Here is a 19,588-nt window from a genome sequence, read left to right as displayed (position 1 = left end):
TCCTAAAAAAAAGTTTACATATTTTTTCTTAAATTTAGATGCTAATGCTGGGATTTAAACAAGCAAAGCCTAACAACAAATTCTCAACATACCATGTCAAAAACACTTTCAAGTCCATTGACGCTGGGAACTCCAGCTCCTAAATTTAAATTAAAAGACACCAATTCGAGTTTTGAATATTCCTATGATGAACTGAAAGGGGCTAAAGGCACTTTAGTGTTTTTTATTTGCAACCATTGTCCGTTTGTGCTTCATGTCATGGAAGAAATCATTCGAATCGCCAATGATTATAGGGTGCAAGGTCTGGGTATAATAGCCATTTCCAGCAATGACATCCTAAAATACCCACAAGATGGCCCTGAATTAATGACCGAATTTGCGTTCAAACACAAAATGGAATTTCCCTATTTATACGACGAAAACCAAGAAGTAGCCAAGGCATTTCATGCGGCTTGCACGCCTGATATTTTCCTTTTTGATGTTCAGGACAACTTGTTTTATCACGGCCAGTTAGATGATTCTCGACCCGGAAACGGAATCCCTTTGAGCGGAAGCGATCTCAGAGGCGCCATTGATGCCGTCATTTATAACAGAACCTTGGCTTCGCCACAAAAACCAAGTATGGGTTGCAACATCAAATGGAAATAGTTTAAATTATAAATGGTGTAGTGCAATAGAGCATCTGCAGCTATTTTTCTTAAAATAATACCATTACAACTCTTCTTGTATCGTTTATATATACAGGAAAATGTAAGAAAGTCCCATATATTTCATACTTTTATTTTTTTTTAAGAAAACATACAAATTGAGTATGAGGTTGAAGTTTGCCTCATCAAGTAAAGGCAGTTATTCAAATCCATAATGACGTATTGATTTTATAAATTATAAAAATCTAAAAATTACTAAATGAAAATAGCTCTTTTTACAAATGAATTCCCACCTAATATATACGGGGGAGCAGGTGTACACATTGACTTTCTTAGTCAGGAATTAGCCAAATTAGGAAAAGTTGAGGTGCGTTGTTTTGGTAATCAATCTGAAGATACCGAAAATATGCATGTATTGGGGGTTAACGTTTCACTTACCAAAATGACAGATGATAGCAACCCGCACATCAAAATGTTTCAAAACCTAAGTCGAAATGTTGAAATGGCACAGCACACGCCAGATGCTGATATCATTCACTGCCATACTTGGTACAGCCACCTCGCAGGGATATTTTCGCGTGAACTTTTGCAGGTGCCGCTCTTACTGACTACCCATAGTCTGGAAACGCATCGCCCTTGGAAAGTGGAACAACTAGGAAATGGCTATTTTCTTTCGCGCTGGATTGAGCAACAAGCCTATAAAACATCCGACGGGATTATTGCTGTGAGCCAACAGATGAAACAAGACGTCATCGAGGCGTATGGTGTTGATCCCGAAAAAGTAACCGTGATTCATAACGGAATTGATCCCGAATTTTATAAGCCTACATTCGACAGCGAATTGCTCGTTGAGTATGGAATTGACCCAACGGTTCCTTTTGTGCTTTTCGTCGGTCGCATTACGCGTCAAAAAGGAATTTCCCAATTGATTAGCGCAGCCAAACATTTTAACAAAAACTGTCAGGTAGTCCTTTGTGCCGGAGCTCCAGATACCCCTGAAATTGCTGCAGAAATCGAAGCACTCATCGCTAATTTACTTGCCGAAAGGGATGGGGTCATTTTAATATCAGAAATGCTTTCGCGCGATAAAATAAAAGTGCTTTACAGTCATGCGCGCGTTTTTGCTTGTCCTTCCCTTTATGAACCTTTTGGGATAATTAACCTCGAAGCGATGGCTTGTGAAACTCCCGTAGTGGGCAGCGCCGTGGGCGGAATACCAGAAATCATTGTTGAAGGAACCACTGGTTTTTTGGTTCCGTTACAAAGCGTTTCAAGAACCAATTTTAACCCCGCCGACCCTGAAGGGTTCCAAAAAGATTTTGCCGCCAAAGTAAACCTGCTTCTGGACGATGAAAATCTGGCTTCAAGAATGGGTAAAGCGGGTAGATTAAAAGTGCTGGAAAAATTCAGTTGGGAATCCATCGCCAAAACCACTTTTAAGTATTATGAGGAAGTGATTTCCAGATTTGAAAAGGAACATGCCTAACAATTCAAATATAAACTTAAATTTATAAAAAAAATGAACAAAAGTACATTAGCCATCATCTTAGGTGGCGGTCAAGGCTCAAGATTAGCGCCATTGACCGAAAATCGCTCCAAGCCAGCCGTGCCGATTGCAGGAAAATACCGATTGGTGGATATTCCAATTTCCAATTGCATTAATTCAAACATTACAAGAATGTTTGTTTTAACCCAATTCAATTCTGCTTCACTGAATCAGCATATCAAGAATACCTATCATTTTAGTACTTTTAGTACTGCCTTTGTGGATATTTTGGCGGCAGAACAAACACCTGATAATCCAACTTGGTTTCAAGGAACTGCGGATGCGGTGCGCCAATGTATGAAACATTTTATGAACCATGATTTTGATTATGCTTTAATTTTATCTGGTGATCAATTGTATCAGATGAATTTTAACGATATGATAAAAGCGCACGAATTAAGCGATGCTTCAATAACCATTGCCACTTTGCCGGTAAATGATAAAGATGCCCCAGAATTTGGAATTTTAAAAACTGACTCCGAAAATTTCATTACTTCTTTTATTGAAAAACCAGCTCCTGAATTGTTGCCTGATTGGACATCGGAAGTGAGTGATGAAATGAAAGCCGAAGGCAAACTTTATCTGGCTTCTATGGGAATTTATATTTTTAATAGGGACTTATTGGTGGAGCTAATGTCGAATTCTGACACCAAAGATTTTGGAAAAGAAATTATTCCACAAGCCATTGGAAAGCAAAAAATACTAAGTTACCAATATGAAGGCTATTGGACTGATATCGGAAATATCGATTCGTTTTTTGAAGCCAATCTAGGTTTAACCGACGATATACCTAAATTCAATCTTTTTGATAATTCCAGTAGAATCTATACCCGGGAAAGGGTTTTGCCACCATCAAAAATAACTGGAGCATCCATTTTTGACAAATCAATTGTCACGGAGGGTTGCATCATCAATGGGGCTAAAATTGAGCATTCGGTAATTGGAATTCGAAGTAGGATAGGTCATGGGTCAACTATTTCAAATTCTTATCTTATGGGTAATGATTTTTATCAAAATTTAGATGAAATCAGAGTAAATATTAAATATAATATCATTAATGTTGGTATTGGCGAACGCTGTATCATCAATAACACTATTGTCGATAAAAACTGTAGGATTGGAAATGATGTTCACTTAAACGGAGGGAAACACTTAGAAAACACTAATACTAATTTATATACGATTAAGGACGGAATAATTGTGATTAAAAAAGGGGTGACATTGCCCGATGGATTTACGATATAATTCCAATAACTAAAAGAATCCCAAAACTTGTTTTGGGATTCTTTGTATATAACGAAATTAAAACTTCGTAAATTACTTTACTTCCATTAATTCTACGTCAAAAATTAAAGTAGCGTTTGGTGGAATTGCTCCACCGGCTCCACGAGATCCATACCCTAAATGGGATGGAATCACGAAACGCGCTTTGTCTCCCACTTGTAACAAGGCAATGCCTTCATCCCAACCTTCAATTACTTGACCTTGACCCAGTCTAAATTCGATTGGTTTTTTTCTTGGATAAGAAGAATCAAAAACTTTTCCGTTTTCTAATGAACCTTCATAGTGAACTGCAACTGTTTTACCGCTTTCTGCTTTTTTACCGGAACCTCTTTGTATGAATTGGTAACGCAATCCGCTTTGTGTTTTTTCAAATCCAGCCGCTAATTTTTCCATTTTTGCTTCGGCAGCTTCACGTTCTGCTGCTTCTCGCTTAGCACGAGAACCTTCAAAAGTTCTGAAAGCTTCAACTGCATTCCATTTTTGGGCTTCTTCACCCACTCTCACAATCTCTAAAGTATCCAGAACATCACCTTGCGCAACAGCATCAACCACATCCTGACCTTCTACCACATGCCCAAAAACTGTGTGTTTTCCGTCCAACCATGACGTTGGAACGTGCGTAATGTAAAATTGAGAACCGTTAGATCCAGGTCCTGAATTGGCCATAGCCAAAATGCCCGGTTTGTCGTGTTTCAAACTTGGATGAAATTCATCGTCAAATTTATACCCAGGATCTCCAGTTCCGGTTCCTAGAGGACATCCTCCCTGAATCATAAAATCTGGAATTACTCTATGAAATTTTAATCCGTCATAGTATCTTGTTCCTTGTGGTTTTACTTTATTTTCTAGGTTTCCTTCGGCCAATGCCACAAAGTTACCTACTGTTCCTGGAGTTAATTCGTGTTCTAGTTTTACTAAAATCGACCCTTTTGTGGTGTTGAATTTAGCGTATATTCCGTTTTCCATTGTTGTTTAATTTTTATTGAGGTGCAAAATTACGAAATTAATTTTAATAAGGGAATTGAGCGATTTAGGAAATGAATTTAAACGAATATTTTTTTGGAGGTTTCCTTTCTAAAAAACGAAAGTCCTTCTTCCGAAACTCACTGGAAAAAGGCATGAAATGGATACCATAAAGGAAGTACTCATTGCAATTAAGGAGGCTGTCCTAAGCAATACGAGACAGCCCCTTATATTGAATTCTTTTTTAAATTAGGGTAGCCGTTGAAGTGATTGCGGCATTTAACAATTTAGAAACGGGGCAAGATTTACTTGCCTTTGTAACAAATTCCTGAAAGCTATCATTGGAAATTGCATTAATTTTCGCATGTACTGTCAGGTGTGATGTAACAATGGTCGATTCAACCAAATTGATTTCGCATTGGGTTTCAATACTCTCAATGACATAACCCGCTTCGCTGATATAGGCGGAGAGCTGCATAGTAAAGCATCCTGCGTGGGCTGCGGCAATGAGTTCTTCGGGGTTGGTTCCCACTCCTTCTTCAAAACGAGATTTGAATGAATATTGGGTATTGGTCAAGGTAGTGCTTTGGGTTGATAGTTGCCCAAATCCTTCTTTAAGTGAACCATGCCAGACTGCGGTTGCATTTCGTTTCATAACACTGTTTTTTAGTTACTCAAATTTACTTCTTTTTTAACTATAACCAGGGTCTATCTTTTTTATAATTCACTGTTTCTCCTCATTTGTTCCTTTTTTTGTTGCTTCTATCAATTCTTTATAGGTCATTTTGGAGAGGGCATCCTGCCAGTCTTCGGCTGATTCGGGTTGTTTGAGATTTTTTAGGGGATAGTTTTCGGGATAATTCTTGTTGCTGTCGGGAATCCAGAGGAGGAGGTCGTTGGGTTCACAATTGAGGGCGTCGCAAAGCAATTCGATGTGGTCTAATCTAAAGATGCGGCCTTTGTTATTTATAATGCTGGTTGCCGAATGTGGAGAGAGTCCTGCTTTTACCAGAAAGGTATAGGGTTTTTCTATTCTTCGGGCTTTAAAAATGGGGGTTAAATGGAGTGTTAGCATGATGACGGTGTTGGGTTTCTACTATATGTTGTTAAAAGTCCGAATAAAGTTTCTAATAACCAAATAGTTGTTTCGAAAAGTCTAAATTACTATTTTAAAAGTCTAAAATGAGTTTATAAAAATTCAAAAGTGGTTTCTAATAATCTAAAAGGAATTTCAAGAAATCAAAATGAAGTTTCAAGAAATCAAAATGAAGTTTCAAGAAATCAAAATGGAGTTTAAAGAAAACCAAAATGAGTTGTTAAAAGTCCAAAATAAGTAGCCTGTATTTAAAAAATGGGGAGTAGGTATTGGAAGGTGTATTTTTTGATTGGAAATTTTATTTTATTGCTGCGAGGTTGGGAGACCATCGCAGAGCGTTAATGAACACTTTGTTTAGTAGAGTATTAATACGTAACAAAACGGTTCTTTGAAGCTACCGTAGATGCTGTCAATTTATCTGTTAATTATTAATTTTCGGTTTATCGTGAATTCTTTTGATTTGATGGCAACCATGTAGGTTCCAGTTTTTAGACATGCGACATTAATGGTTGGATTGTTTTCTTTTAGTGATTCCGTTTTTACGAGTTGGCCTAAGGTATTGTAAATTTTAATTTCCAAATCTTTATTGGTATTCCTTTTCAAAGTCACACTATCGTTCGCCGGATTAGGGTAAAGGGTAATTGAATTGGTTTCTGAAATGCTCTCATTAACATCTAGTGTAATTCGGCTGTACTCTAAAATTAAAATACTCATGGCTGGCATGGAGTAATTTCCGTTAATATCAGGAGTTATTGTACTTTCAATAATTACATCGGAACTTAACGAAGTGGCGGTTAAAACTCTTGCGTTTGAAATCGTATAATTAGTTGTCCCATTTATTTGCATTGGAATTGTGATTAATTTATCCCGATTTACAGCAATTATATTCAGCTTGCTTAAGTCGGCGGATGCAAATGCTCCGCTTCTAACGGAATAAGGATTTGTGTCACTTGCAATCGGCGAAGTACTGATTGTTGAAATGGAGTTATCCAAAAAAACGGAATTTAATTTTTTATATAGTTCAGCAACTGGCATTGAAGTATATGTTCCGTTAGCATTTTTTCTGATTGGATGCCATTGAGCGGATGCAAGCCCATAAGCCCAAAAATTAGATCTTTCCAAATTATCAATTTGACTCATCATTAATAAAAAATCCATTGTTGTGTTAGCTCCCTGCCATTGCATCGCTAAATCTTGAACAGCGGCCGTTGGCTGAGCTCCTAAAATTGCATGTGCATTGTCCCCTAATATAAATTTATATCCTTTGATTTTTGCTGCTGCCGACAAACCCTTAATGGCTGTTTCGTATGTGTTTACGCCATACGGAATGGCGTTATTTATTACTTCCTCGGTTATAAAAGCATGGCTATTTATGCCATAAATTTTTCCTTGCAGCAAGGGCGAATTTAACACGGTATTGGTCCATGCAGAAAGTGCTTTTCCTGTAACTGTAACTGTAATTTTAATGGTAGGGTCAATTGCCCTCATGGCATCGATAATGGGTACAATCATGGTAATATAACTGTTAACGCCGCTGGTGTCAAATTCATTAGGGGTGTAAGGCTCGTTTCCCAAATTCCACAACTCAATGCCGTAAGGGGCAGGATGCCCATTTATTGCCCTAACTGCTGCCCAATCCGTTCCTCCACCGGGATTTGAATTATCATTTGGGGCATTGGCATATTCTACCCAATCGGCATTGGATTGAACAACGTTTGGAACGGCTGCATTCTGCTGAGTTGATTTTAATGTATTATCGGCAGAATCATAAATTGGAATCATTAACTGAACATTTTTAGGATTTGTTCCTCTTGCCGCAGTCATTGCCATGAATTCATCAAAACCAAATTCCAATACTTGTGCCGGAGTATTACCTTGAGCAAAAATTTGCTGGGCCGTTCTTGTGGCGATTGGTCCAATTGATTTTTTCCATTCAAAACCTTGCATAATTCCATTTGCCGGATATCTTAATCCTATCATCGGAAAATCGCCAAATACTGCATCAACCTCTGGTATAAAAGATCCGTCAGTATTGTGATAACCGGCCTGGCCATATCCCGATACGTTTAAACTGGATCGACAATCGTATGTGATTCCCAACAATAATTTAGGGTTAGACATTACCGTTGTGCCTATATTTACTGTAGTAGTTGCCGTTTGCGAAAACAGAATCCCGCTAAAAAGAATTATTGCTGAAAGAAGTGTCGATTTATTCATTAAAGTTTGGATGTCAATTTTTATTTGTAAATATATTGGTTTTACTGAACCTTTGGCTATTTTATCTAAATATGTCTAGTCTCTGATATAAATATCGGTATTGAAGATTGTATTTTGAATCATCCTAAAAAAGTTGATATAAAATAGTTTTTTGCCGTTCGCCATACTTGTCCCCAACTTATCTGTTAATTAGTAATGTGCGGTTTATCGTCAATTCCTTTGATTTAATGGTAACCATATAGGTTCCTGTTTTTAGACTTACGACATTCATGGTTGGATTGTTCTCTTTTAGTGATTCCGTTTTTACCAGTTGTCCCAAGGTATTGTATATTTTAATTTCTAAATCTTTACTGGTATTACTTTTCAAGGTGACACTATCGTTCGCCGGATTAGGGTAGAGGGTCATTGTATTGGTTTCTGAAATGTTTTCCTTCACTGAAAGAGGCACATTGACATACTCAAGAATGAGGATGCTTAAAGCGGGCATGGCATAATTTCCCGTACCATCAGCAGTTACTATATCTTCGGAAAAACTTTCTGCCTGCAATGAAGTGGCGGTAATTAAACGTGCCGTGCTTAAGGTATAGCCGATGGGAACTGTTGGAAGATAAGGGACGGTATTTAGTTTGTCCCGGTTTACGGCAATAAAATTTAATTTGGAGGCATCGGTAGAAATAAAGGCCCCTGATCTTACGGCGTAAACGTTTCCATCACTTGCGGCTGGTGAAGCAGTAGTAACGGCAAGCGATTTGTTTAAAAAAGCGGGAACTAATTTTTTATAAATGTCAGCGGCTGGCATGAGGGTGTAATTCCCCGCGGAATTGATGCGAATGGGATGCCAAACGCCATAAGGCATTCCGTAGGCCCAAAAATTAACTCTGTCGATATTGCTTTTTTGGGAAATCATTATCAAAAAGTCGGCTTCCATGTTGGCCCCCTGCCATTGCATGGCAAGGTTTTCGTTAGCATCATTATGGGTGGTTGGTGGGCTTGTTGGAATGGAATGGGCATAATCGCCAATCAGGACTTTTACTCCTTTGGTAGTGGCATAACTAATTAGGGCATTTATATTGTTTTGCACAGCAGCAACACCGGTTTGTATCACTCCTCCGCTCACTTTTTCAGTTATAAAATAGTGTTGTGAAACGCCATAAATTTTATGTTGGGCGACTAATGTTGAATTGAAAAGTGCATTTGCCCAACTTGTAGTATTGGTTGCGTTTCCAGTTGTGGGAAGTGTAATGTGCAAGGTAGGGTCGATAGCGAGCATGGCATCAATAATGGAGGTAACGTAGGCCAAAAAGGAATTGCAACTGGCGGCGCTACTTCCATATTCTCCTGCGGCCCACGGTTCATTTGCTATGTTCCAGATTTTTATTCCGTACGGGATGGGATGCCCGTTTGCAGCGCGTTGTGCGGCCCAATCAGTTCCTCCTCCTGGATTACTGCCATCATTTGGCGCATTGCAATATTCTACCCAATCTGCATTGGTTCCGACGGGATCGGTGATTGCCATACTGGTTTGGGTTGCATTTAATCCTATGGAGGTTTTGTCATATATCTGAACCATTATTTGAATATCGGCACCGGAAACTCCCTTGGCGGCGGTCATTGCCATAAATTCGTCAAAACCAAAATTTAATGGTTGGGCTCCACCTAATGCTCCTAACAAAGTGGCGGGTTGATTTTGCCTTGAGCCAACGGGACCAACGGATTTTTTCCAATCAAAACCAAATGAAACGGCGTTAGCGGGGTAACGCAAAGTGGTCATTGGGAAATCATTGAATACGGCACCCACTGCAGGAATAATGGTTCCATCGGTATTATAATAACCGATTTGCCCGTAATTAGCATTACCAGTCATACTGGTGCGTGCATCAAAGGTTATCCCGAATAACAAGGGGGTGTTATCCATTACGGTCGTGTTTATATTGGGGATAGTGGTTGTTGCGATTTGTGCAAATGATACTGAGGTACTAATTATTAGGCTAATGAGTAGTGCTTTTTTCATTGTGGGTTCGTCAGTGATTATAGTGCTGGCTCCGCACCTTTATATTTTATTGATTTTTCAAAGGAGGCTTTATAGAATAAAAAAAATAAATATACTTTTTTTATTCTATAAAACGTTAAACATCAAATAAATAAATTTTTGCAGAAATGAAATCAATGACTTAATCAAACAAATCGGAAGACAGATAGCGATCACCTCGGTCACAAATAATGGCGACTATTGTTCCTGATTCCATTTGGTTAGCTAGTTTGAGTGCCACGGCTACGGATCCTCCACTGCTCATTCCAGCAAAGACGCCTTCTTCACGAGCCAGTCTTTTGGTCATTTCCCGTGCTTCTTTTTCGCTTACTTCAATAATGGTGTCTACTTTTGACGCATCAAAAATTTTAGGTAAATATTCTTGAGGCCATTTTCTGATTCCCGGAATTTGGGAGCCATCACTGGGTTGCGCTCCCACGATTTGGATTGCCGGATTTTTTTCTTTTAAATAGGTAGAAGTACCTATGATGGTTCCTGTAGTTCCCATGGCAGAAACGAAATGGGTAATGGTACCGTCAGTATCCCTCCATATTTCGGGGCCTGTTGTTTTATAATGGGCTTTCCAGTTGTCCTCATTTGCAAACTGGTTCAGCATGATATATCCTCCTTCGGCGACTTTTTTATCGGCATAATTTCTTGAGCCAATAATTCCGGTACTTGCTGGAGTTAATATCACCGTAGCGCCATATGCCCGCATGGTTTGCGTGCGTTCTTTTGTGGAATCTTCGGGAAGCACTAGTTCAATTTCAACATTGAATAATTGGGCAATCATTGCTAGGGCAATTCCGGTGTTGCCGCTGGTAGCTTCAATAAGTTTGTCTCCTTTCTTGATATCACCCCTTTCAATTGCAGAAGCAATCATGTTGTATGCTGCCCGATCTTTAACGCTTCCGCCGGGGTTATTTCCTTCCAGTTTCAATAAAAGTTTTACGTTTTTATTTTTGACCAGATTGACCGTTTCCATTAGTGGCGTATTTCCAATAAGGTCTACTAATTTTTGTGGATTCATCCTATTTTTTCTCTTTTATTTTTACTTCGGTAGTTGTGGTATTGGTGACAATAGATTTAGCAGGAATGGATTTTGTGACCCATGAATTTCCGCCAATAATACTGTTTTTGCCGATGGTTGTTGTCCCTCCTAAAATGGTGGCATTGGCATAAATACAAACGTTTTCCTCGACCGTTGGATGCCTTTTAGAGTTTTTCATATCCTTAGTGATACTCAAAGCACCTAGTGTTACCCCTTGGTAAATTTTCACGTATTTCTCAATGATTGTAGTTTCACCAATTACAATTCCGGTGGCATGGTCAATGAAAATAGGAGAGGCAATGGTTGCTCCGGCGTGTATGTCGGTACCAGTAATACGGTGTGCATATTCACTCATGAGTCTGGAAAACAATAATAAGTCCAATAGATATAATTCGTGGCTTAATCGGTAGATAGCAATAGCATAAAAGCCGGGATAGGCTAAATATACTTCTTCGATACTATTAGAAGCGGGGTCGTTTTCTAAAAAATAATCGGCGTCTTGATTCAACTTTTCAAGAACAATAGGTAACTTTTTAAGAAATTGATCCCATATGGAATCGCAAATCGAATTTGTTTTTTTACAGGCAAGAGCAGCAATTTCTTTAAACTGTTTTTCCAGTTCATCAATACTTTCTCCCAAATGGGCATTAGAATCAAATAGGGTATAGAATAGTTTTTCGGTAAAGGTTTCTGTCTTGGTTTTGATTCCGTAATTGATTGAAGAATGTCCCTTCAAGGAATTAATAGTGTTGATAATCTGATCTTTTGTCACGATTAATAGGATTGAATAGTTGTTAGAAAGGGTTAAAAGTAAGGGTTTTTTAGAAAAGGCAGTAATAATTTGGTAAAGAAATTTTTTTCCGTTTTCAAGAATGGATTTTATAGTACTGGCTTGTTTTCGTGAAAAAGTGTTTCAGCCACGAATTTTGCGGATTTGCACAAAGGAATAAGTGTGAATTCGCGAAATTCGTGGCTGAATAGGTTTTTGATGTTGTATGGCTTTACTGTTTGCCGGTCAATCTAGTAGGTAGCGTTTTTTCAATAGTTGGTTCAAGGATTAATTACTAATATGTAATGTCAAAACTGCCACTTGGAATAACGATAGAATTTGTATTGCTGGAATCTGAAAGTCTTCCTGTGATATTCCCTTTTAATTTATTGGGTGTATTGACTGTAATGTTTACTTCGAATGAATTTCCAATTGCAGAGTCATAGTTGATATCACCATCCGTATAATCAAAATAATAACACGTTTCTGTGCCAACTTGCAAATGTTGCAAATTGAAAATGATACTTTTAGAATGATCATCGCTTTTGGTTGCAGTCACAATCAAATCGGTATAAGGATCTCCATCATTAGGGACTACTTCTTTGACCACTTTTAGAGTGTCAAAATTAAGCGTAACGCCATTTATTATCGCCGTCAAAAAATTAGTTGGTTGGGCAGGATTATTTTTTGAATCATCTTTAGAACAAGACGATAAAGACGTTAGTGCAATAGCGGTAATAAACATAAATAGCTTTTTCATTTTTTTAAAATTTGAGGTTAAACAATCTATTAATACATATCAAAACTATGGGATTATTAAGAATACAAAAAATATTTTCGTTGAATTACGGTAATACTCGATTAAACACAAATTGGATTTTTTTAGTTCTAGTTTTCAATTGATTGCCCATTTCTTACAAAGGGATTTTTAAATTTGAAGGAAAAATATCATTTTTAAGAATAATTGTTTTGAAGGATTTATGCACTAGGTTTTCCCGTACTAAAAATAGGGGTAAATAGAAACGGGACGTTCAGGAATATCATTTTGCATGAAATGATGGGCAAAAAATAATAAAATAGTGGACTTGCCTTTTTTTATAAATTTCTAATAATATTCATTAAATTTGAAGAAAATTAGATGATTTCTCTCTATAAGAAGGAATTGTAGAAAATTATTTAAAATAGTAGTTAAGAATGTCAGTTTTAGAAAAAATTAATGCAGAAGCGATAATCGCTTTGGAGAATAAATACGGAGCACATAATTATCACCCATTGCCTGTTGTTTTGAGCAGAGGGGAAGGGGTTTATGTTTGGGATGTTGATGGGAAAAAATATTATGATTTCCTATCCGCATATTCCGCGGTAAACCAAGGACATTGTCACCCAAAAATTGTTGGTGCTATGGTGAAACAAGCACAATCACTGACCTTGACCTCACGTGCTTTTTACAATGATCAATTGGGGCCCTATGAAGAATATTTGACAAAATATTTTGGTTTTGATAAAGTGCTGCCTATGAACACGGGAGCCGAAGCTGTAGAAACCGCCTTGAAATTGTGCCGAAAATGGGCTTATGAAGTAAAAGGAATTGCCGAATACGAAGCACAAATTATTGTTTGTGACGGGAATTTTCATGGCCGAACCACAACCATAATCTCTTTTTCAAATGATGAGAACGCCCGTAAAAATTTTGGTCCTTACACGGAGGGTTTTATCAAAATTCCATACGATTCCATTGAGGCTTTAGAGAAAGTATTACAATCCGATAAAAATATAGCGGGGTTTTTAGTGGAACCTATTCAAGGGGAAGCGGGTGTTTATACTCCGGCCGATGATTACTTGATGCGGGCTAAAGCATTGTGTAATACATACAATGTTTTGTTTATTGCCGATGAGATTCAGACAGGGATTGCTAGAACAGGCTCGCTGTTAGCGGTTTGTGGAGATTGTACTTGCGAAAATCATTGCGAAAAACAAGTCACATATGCTACTCCGGATATTTTGATTTTAGGGAAAGCCCTTTCTGGTGGCGCTTATCCCGTTTCGGCAGTTTTAGCCAACGATGCAGTCATGAATGTTATAAAACCGGGACAGCACGGTTCAACTTTTGGAGGAAACCCAATTGCCGCCGCCGTTGCAGTTGCCGCACTAGAAGTGGTAGAAGAGGAACATTTGGCTCAAAACGCCAGAGTTTTAGGGAAGTTGTTTCGCAGTAAACTTAATGAATACATCAAAACCAGTAGCATTGCCCATCTCGTTAGGGGAAAAGGATTGCTGAATGCCGTTGTGATTAACGATACCGAGGAAAGCGATACCGCTTGGAATATTTGCATGGCTTTGCGTGATAATGGACTTTTGGCAAAACCAACTCACGGGAATATTATTCGTTTTGCACCGCCATTAGTGATGAACGAAGCACAGTTGTTGGATTGTGTTGCGATTATTATAAAAACACTAAAGCAATTTGAAAAATAATAAACTATAATAATCCGTCCCGTTAATTGAAAAACGAGACGGATTATTTGTTATTCTTCCTGCTGTTGTTTCATTTTTTCAATTAGGTTTTGTTGGAAATCTTTTAAACCATCCTGTCCCACCACGGCATAAAGATATATGATGAAAATAAAATAGATGGAACCCAAAATGATTCCAATTATCGCTAGTACTTTTCCCGTATTTAGGTTAGAATACCCGGTGTAAGTTTCTGGATTTTCCCTGTACAATTTCAGGTCTTTTTTTGCTAAGACTAAGGCGACTATTCCTAAAATCAACCCTATAATTCCCCAACAGCAGCATGTTATGATGGATGAGATTCCTAAAATCAGTACGGCAGTTGCATTGGGTAATTTTTGTTTTTCCATTTTGTAAGGTTGTTTTAAAAGTGAATCATTTTGTAAATATAAGAAACAATCATAATAATTGCGTTAACAATAGCAAGACCAATAATGATTTTATGGTAATTTCTGCTTTTGTCAATAAAATTCAAACCGAGTACCATGAAAAATAAAAGGGTTGTAAAAATGGCGGGAAACATATGAAAAGCTGCCGTGAATTCACCTCTAAGGATTAAGACTAAAGCTCTTTGTGTTCCGCAACCCAAACATTCCACTCCAAAGAGTTTTTTGTTCATGCAGGGAATCATGTATTTTTCTATATCCAAAATTGAAATTATTTGTAGTACAATTTTACGAAAAAATATTCACAAGAGAATAGTAAGTTTATTATTTTAAAGTTTGTTACTTTTGAGATCAGATATTTCAAAACATGAAAAAATTATTAATTCCAATAATGATTGTTGCCATCATGATTGCTTTGTACGAACAAAGTAAAGCTGATAAAAACGTGTACATTATGGTAATCGCCATCGTGATATTTATGTATGGCATGTTGCGATTGAGTGCCAAAACGCCAAGTAAGAATCAAGAAAAAGAAAACGAAGATGTTCAATAAAGGAGATAAGGTTTCGGTACTGGATGAAGCCATAAACGGCATAGTGTTGTCTGTTCAAAACGATGAGGTGAATGTGGAAACGGAAGATGGATTTACGATGAAATTTTCAACAAAAGAGCTTATTAAAGTAAACGACACCAGTGATTTAAATATAAAAAATGGAAGTTTTAATTTAAATCAAATTAAGTTCGAAAAGGAAATTCCAAAACCAAGAAGTTTCGTAAAAGAAAAGAAAGCAAAAGGAGAAATTCCTCCGCCTGAATTCGATTTGCATATTGAGAAACTTGTTTCGAATTTTAGGGCAATGAGCAACTATGACATTCTTACCTTGCAGTCAGAAACCGCAAAAAGGCACATTGAGTTTGCTATTAGAAACCGCATTCCTAAAATCGTTTTTATTCACGGAGTTGGAGAAGGAATTCTGAAGTCGGAACTCGATTTTTTATTGGGTAGATATGATAATATAGCTTTTCAAGACGGCAATTATCAAAAATACGGTTTAGGCGCCACCGAAGTTTATATCAGACAAAACATAAAATGATTCGGTTTAATTGGTCAAAAGCACGCCATATATAACAGCATCTCCATAATAGAACGTACTGTTGTCTTTCTTAAAAGTCACTTTTTTAAGTGTTATGGTATGTACAAATCCTCCGGCAGTAGTATTAACTACTTCTATGGTTCCATCAGTTGCAATCCATTCTTCTTTAATCGTTGGACTTGCCGGAGTGGTTCCGCAAAAATAATCTGAAAGGGTATTTGGCAAGGCAGTATTGTACAATCGGTATACCAGTTTGTTTGTTGTAGCACTTATCGACTTTGTTACCGTACCTGTATTTTGAATTAAATCGGCATCGGCATTTTCCAGTACTAAACTTTCAATTCCGCTGTTTCGCGCATTGTAGATTGTTGGTGTTGCAGTGCATTGCGCCACAAGGATAGGGTCAAAATTTAATGGCAACGTGGTAGCATCCGTCAGATAATCCCCAAAGTTAAAACTCTCGTATTTTTGATTGGTTCCGTCCGGTTTTGCGAAAACTAAGTTTTTAATAATTATATGATGATTGTATTTTGATATTTTTAAGGCTCCCGTAGTTGCATTGGCAGCCGAATAAACGGCAGTCGTGGTAATCTCGATTGTTCCGGCAGAGGCACTCCATTCTTCGGTGGCAGAAGGGGAAATGGGAGCCGGTAAAGAGCAAATGTTATCGGAGGAAACTTTTCCGTTATAGAATCTGTATTTCATAATTACACTGCCACCTATTTCTATTTTAGTGGGTGCGTTTGGTAAAGTTGGTTGGTTTGCAAATGCGTTTTCACTGGTTGGGATTTTAACAAACAATGCTTCATTATTGTTTAGTTTGTATATAATTTCTCCGCAAGCATTTGCCGCAACATCATCAAAATTAATCGTGTCGACCGTTAATTTTCCATCATCACAACCATTCAGAAAGAGTACAGAAACCAATAATCCCAAAAGCTTTTTCATGTTTATACAATTTGTCACAAAAATAGGATTTTAATTTACAATCCCAATCAATTTGTATTCCATTTGCGCTACTAAAATTCTTAACTTTGTGGCTATGAAAAAAATTTACCTCGATAGCGCTTCAACTACCCAAATTAGGACTGAAGTTATTCAAGAAATGACCAAAATTTTATCTGAAGATTATGGAAATCCTTCGTCAACACATAGTTTTGGACGAAACGCTAAAAGTATTTTAGAACTTTCCAGAAAGACGATTGCCAAGCAGTTGAATTGTTCTTCGCAGGAAATTATTTTTACTTCATGTGGGACGGAATCTAACAATTGGATTCTTCGTTCAGTGGTTAAGGATTTGAGGGTAAAACGCATCATCACCAGTAAAATAGAACATCATGCCGTGTTGCATACCGTTCAGGCTTTGCAAGAAGAATATGGGATTCAAGTAGATTATGTAGCCATTAAATCCAATGGTGAAATTGATATTACCGATTTGGTCGAATTACTGGCACAAGATAAGAAAACATTGGTAAGCCTGATGCATGTCAATAATGAAATAGGGACTGTTTTAGATTTGGATAGGGTAGGGCGCATTTGTCAACAGCACAATGCGATATTTCATTCTGATACCGTACAGTCTGTTGGGAAAACCGAAATAGATTTAGCAACGATCCCCGTTGATTTTATAGTTGCGAGTGCACATAAATTCCATGGGCCTAAAGGAGTTGGATTTGCTTTTGTTAGGAAAAAATCGGGTTTACGACCGCTTTTTTATGGTGGAGAACAAGAGAAAGGATTGCGCCCAGGAACAGAAGGGGTTCATCAAATTGTGGGAATGGCGAAAGCTTTGGATCTTTCTTACGGCAATCTCGTGAAAGAAAGACAACAGATTTCTGACCTCAAAACGTATTTGATTCGTCGATTGGAAATTGAATTTCCCGAGTTTAAAATCAATGGAAATCAGGACGGTTTTTATACGGTTTTAAATGTATTGTTGCCTGTCCCGGAAGACAAAACCGCGATGATTTTATTTTATTTAGACATGAAAGGCATTGCTCTTTCAAGAGGAAGTGCCTGCCAGTCAGGAAGTATAAGTCCTTCTCATGTTTTAGAAGAAATGCTTTCTCAAGAAGATTTATTGAAGCCAAGTTTACGCATTTCCTTTAGTCATTACAATACTGAGGAAGATATTGATGCTTTAATGGAAGCATTGAAAAGCATTTAATTTTATGAACAATTAAAGGATCTAAACATGAGAAAATTATTTATTACCTCTTTATTTATAATTGGTTTTTCAATTGCAACGCTAGCACAGAAAAAAGATGATGTTGAAATGGGGGTAAATATTGGATTTAATTCGGCTAAAGTAAGTACGATTAACGGACAAAATTCCAATCCCAGAACTGGAATTAATTTGGGGTTTTCGACAGATTATTATTTTTCTGATAGATGGAGTATTAAAGGGAAATTAATTTATGATTCAAAAGGGTGGACTAATGGATTTATAGAAGATTTATCGACAGGGAAAATTTATAAAACAAATTTCAATTTGGATTATCTAACGATTCCAGTTATGGCCAACTGGCATTTTGGTAAAACTAGGGCTTGGTATCTGCATTTTGGAGCATACACCGGAATTTTGCTGAATGCCAAAGAAACGGTTGGAAATACAGATGTTAGAAAAGGTTTCAATGCAAATGATTTCGGACTGTCATTAGGAATTGGCTGTAAAATCCCGATTTCAGATAAATTAAAACTCGTGTTGGAATATGATTCTCAAAAAGGTTTAAAGGATATCTTTAAGAAGAATACCGGGGATATGATAACAAATTCAAGGGGAAGTTTCAATGCAGGTTTTAATTTTCTTCTTAAATAATTTGCAGGAACAAAAACGGCTCATTTTAGGTATTCATAAAAAAAAATCAGGTTGTCTTAATAAGACAACCTGATTTTTAATGTAGCTATTCAACTTGATTCTTTTCTTTAATGAAGAAATAGAAGCTAATGTTTGCCATTTCCATGGCCGCCTTTTCCACCTCCATGACCATTGTCTTTGTGGCCACCACCTCCATGACCTCTGTCGTTATGGTTATTAGAATCACCATGGTTATCATTTCTGTTTCCGATGGATTTTTGGTGTCCGCCTTTATATCCTTTATAATATTTTACTTTATCATTTTTAAAGTAAGTGTAGGGGCTTGGACCATGATAATCGTTTAACACAACTTTATATCCATTATATAAATCATAGTTTCTATACTGTCTTGGCAAATATTTTGTTCGTACCCAAGTTCCTCCATTTAAATAGATAAATTGTTTGGCTCGAATATCATAATAGGATTCAACATCGGGTAGATAATAATAATCTACAGATGAGTACCCGGCCGGTCCCCAAGAAGGAGCTGTACCTAAATTTACGTTTATGGAGACTTGTGCCTGTATGGAACTCGCTGCAAAAAACAACAGCCCAAGAGTGAATAATTTTAAAGTTTTCATTTTTTTGTATGTTTTTGATTACTATTTATAACTCAACATTGTTGTGTAGGCCAACAATTGTGCCAGCACTTTGATGTTAACTTATAATTGTGAGTTTTAATATTCAATAGCAATTAATTATAGAATAAGAATCAATAAAAGTATGATAATGATAATGGCACCAACTGATAAATACACGCCATTACCACTTGATCTTAGACTGGTATTAATAGCACGGACTTCTTTACGTAGTGCTTTTTTTTCTATTCGACTCATAGAAGATCTATCCATTGCTTTAATTTCATTTAAACGGTTAAGCATAACTTTAATTTCTGCAGGCATTTCTGTAGGATTGTTTGCAACTGTCGTTGGATTTTTTTCAGATGCAAAAGTTGTACTTGGGAAGAAACTTAACGACAATACCATCATCATTAAATAAAGGGTTGTTTTTTTCATGTTATTTTTGTTTTAAAGGGGTTAAATTATTCGTAGAGTAAAGGTGAAAATTATTCATTAATAATATGTTACATATTTATTCATAGGACTTACAAAATTCACAGATTATATAAATAGTTATG

General features: G+C 37.1%; 21 protein-coding genes. 8 read left to right on the top strand and 13 right to left on the bottom strand.

Translation table 11 applies throughout. The features are described from left to right. Nucleotides 1-93: 93 nt before the first annotated feature. The 3 genes from DB895_RS01015 (at nt 94) to DB895_RS01005 (ending at nt 3,438) form a co-directional block, all read left to right on the top strand. Nucleotides 94-648: a thioredoxin family protein gene (locus DB895_RS01015; RefSeq protein ID WP_116723480.1), complete on the top strand. Its 555-nt coding sequence runs from the start codon at nt 94-96 to the stop codon at nt 646-648. Nucleotides 649-906: 258 nt separating this feature from the next. Next, the gene (glgA, locus tag DB895_RS01010) at nt 907-2,133 is read left to right on the top strand and encodes a glycogen synthase (RefSeq protein ID WP_116723479.1); all 1,227 of its coding nucleotides are present in this window, start codon (nt 907-909) and stop codon (nt 2,131-2,133) included. 33 nt (nt 2,134-2,166) lie between these two features. Further along, nucleotides 2,167-3,438, top strand: a complete 1,272-nt coding sequence (locus tag DB895_RS01005) for a glucose-1-phosphate adenylyltransferase (RefSeq protein ID WP_116723478.1) — start codon at nt 2,167-2,169, stop codon at nt 3,436-3,438. Between the two features lie 72 nt (nt 3,439-3,510). On the opposite strand, the gene DB895_RS01000 is transcribed toward DB895_RS01005, so the two are convergent. The 8 genes from DB895_RS01000 to DB895_RS00965 form a co-directional block, all read right to left on the bottom strand. Then, nucleotides 3,511-4,443, bottom strand: a complete 933-nt coding sequence (locus DB895_RS01000) for a peptidylprolyl isomerase (RefSeq protein ID WP_116723477.1) — start codon at nt 4,441-4,443, stop codon at nt 3,511-3,513. Nucleotides 4,444-4,684: 241 nt separating this feature from the next. After that, nucleotides 4,685-5,095 carry an OsmC family peroxiredoxin gene (locus DB895_RS00995; protein ID WP_116723476.1) on the bottom strand — a complete coding sequence of 137 codons (411 nt, stop codon included), beginning with the start codon at nt 5,093-5,095 and terminating at the stop codon, nt 4,685-4,687. 69 nt (nt 5,096-5,164) lie between these two features. Then, nucleotides 5,165-5,515, bottom strand: coding sequence for a helix-turn-helix domain-containing protein (locus tag DB895_RS00990; RefSeq protein ID WP_116723475.1), 351 nt, complete (start codon nt 5,513-5,515; stop codon nt 5,165-5,167). Nucleotides 5,516-5,950: 435 nt separating this feature from the next. Beyond that, nucleotides 5,951-7,753: a T9SS type A sorting domain-containing protein gene (locus DB895_RS00985; RefSeq protein ID WP_116723474.1), complete on the bottom strand. Its 1,803-nt coding sequence runs from the start codon at nt 7,751-7,753 to the stop codon at nt 5,951-5,953. 178 nt (nt 7,754-7,931) lie between these two features. Continuing rightward, nucleotides 7,932-9,269 carry a T9SS type A sorting domain-containing protein gene (locus tag DB895_RS00980; RefSeq protein ID WP_394336315.1) on the bottom strand — a complete coding sequence of 446 codons (1,338 nt, stop codon included), beginning with the start codon at nt 9,267-9,269 and terminating at the stop codon, nt 7,932-7,934. Nucleotides 9,270-9,924: 655 nt separating this feature from the next. Then, nucleotides 9,925-10,812 (bottom strand): cysteine synthase CysM, encoded by an 888-nt coding sequence (gene cysM / locus DB895_RS00975; RefSeq protein WP_116723472.1) that lies wholly within the window; start codon nt 10,810-10,812, stop codon nt 9,925-9,927. A gap of 1 nt (nt 10,813) precedes the next feature. Beyond that, entirely contained in the window at nt 10,814-11,605 is a 792-nt protein-coding gene (gene epsC / locus DB895_RS00970) for a serine O-acetyltransferase EpsC (protein WP_116723471.1), read from the bottom strand. A gap of 292 nt (nt 11,606-11,897) precedes the next feature. Beyond that, on the bottom strand, nt 11,898-12,362 hold the full coding sequence (locus DB895_RS00965; RefSeq protein ID WP_133242630.1) for a hypothetical protein: 465 nt from the start codon (nt 12,360-12,362) through the stop codon (nt 11,898-11,900). A gap of 434 nt (nt 12,363-12,796) precedes the next feature. Between DB895_RS00965 and rocD the strand changes: the two genes are divergently transcribed. Further along, nucleotides 12,797-14,077: an ornithine--oxo-acid transaminase gene (rocD, locus tag DB895_RS00960; protein ID WP_116723469.1), complete on the top strand. Its 1,281-nt coding sequence runs from the start codon at nt 12,797-12,799 to the stop codon at nt 14,075-14,077. 50 nt (nt 14,078-14,127) lie between these two features. Here rocD and DB895_RS00955 read toward each other — a convergent pair whose 3' ends face one another. Both DB895_RS00955 and DB895_RS00950 read right to left on the bottom strand, forming a co-directional pair. Then, the gene (locus DB895_RS00955; protein WP_116723468.1) at nt 14,128-14,463 is read right to left on the bottom strand and encodes a CCC motif membrane protein; all 336 of its coding nucleotides are present in this window, start codon (nt 14,461-14,463) and stop codon (nt 14,128-14,130) included. Nucleotides 14,464-14,477: 14 nt separating this feature from the next. Then, nucleotides 14,478-14,732: a DUF2752 domain-containing protein gene (locus tag DB895_RS00950; RefSeq protein ID WP_394336311.1), complete on the bottom strand. Its 255-nt coding sequence runs from the start codon at nt 14,730-14,732 to the stop codon at nt 14,478-14,480. Between the two features lie 134 nt (nt 14,733-14,866). Here DB895_RS00950 and DB895_RS00945 point away from each other — a divergent pair, with 134 nt between their 5' ends. Beyond that, a complete protein-coding gene (locus tag DB895_RS00945; protein WP_116723466.1) occupies nt 14,867-15,052 on the top strand; it encodes a hypothetical protein in 186 nt (61 codons plus the stop codon). After that, nucleotides 15,042-15,593 carry a Smr/MutS family protein gene (locus tag DB895_RS00940; protein WP_116723465.1) on the top strand — a complete coding sequence of 184 codons (552 nt, stop codon included), beginning with the start codon at nt 15,042-15,044 and terminating at the stop codon, nt 15,591-15,593. Before DB895_RS00945 ends, DB895_RS00940 begins: the two co-directional genes overlap by 11 nt. 6 nt (nt 15,594-15,599) lie before the next feature. On the opposite strand, the gene DB895_RS00935 is transcribed toward DB895_RS00940, so the two are convergent. Next, on the bottom strand, nt 15,600-16,541 hold the full coding sequence (locus tag DB895_RS00935; protein WP_116723464.1) for a hypothetical protein: 942 nt from the start codon (nt 16,539-16,541) through the stop codon (nt 15,600-15,602). A 94-nt stretch (nt 16,542-16,635) separates the two neighbouring features. On the opposite strand from DB895_RS00935, the gene DB895_RS00930 reads away from it, so the two are divergent. Both DB895_RS00930 and DB895_RS00925 read left to right on the top strand, forming a co-directional pair. Then, entirely contained in the window at nt 16,636-17,760 is a 1,125-nt protein-coding gene (locus tag DB895_RS00930; protein WP_116723463.1) for a cysteine desulfurase family protein, read from the top strand. A gap of 27 nt (nt 17,761-17,787) precedes the next feature. Beyond that, nucleotides 17,788-18,411, top strand: a complete 624-nt coding sequence (locus tag DB895_RS00925; protein WP_116723462.1) for a porin family protein — start codon at nt 17,788-17,790, stop codon at nt 18,409-18,411. A gap of 125 nt (nt 18,412-18,536) precedes the next feature. Here DB895_RS00925 and DB895_RS00920 read toward each other — a convergent pair whose 3' ends face one another. Both DB895_RS00920 and DB895_RS00915 read right to left on the bottom strand, forming a co-directional pair. Further along, entirely contained in the window at nt 18,537-19,031 is a 495-nt protein-coding gene (locus tag DB895_RS00920) for a hypothetical protein (RefSeq protein ID WP_116723461.1), read from the bottom strand. Between the two features lie 117 nt (nt 19,032-19,148). Beyond that, nucleotides 19,149-19,466, bottom strand: coding sequence for a hypothetical protein (locus DB895_RS00915; protein ID WP_116723460.1), 318 nt, complete (start codon nt 19,464-19,466; stop codon nt 19,149-19,151). Nucleotides 19,467-19,588: the final 122 nt, after the last annotated feature.

It is taken from the genome of Flavobacterium psychrotolerans (genome assembly GCF_003097635.1).
GTDB lineage: Bacteria > Bacteroidota > Bacteroidia > Flavobacteriales > Flavobacteriaceae > Flavobacterium > Flavobacterium psychrotolerans.
Note: the sequence above shows the minus strand (reverse complement) of the source record. Positions and strands in the feature narration are given on the sequence as shown.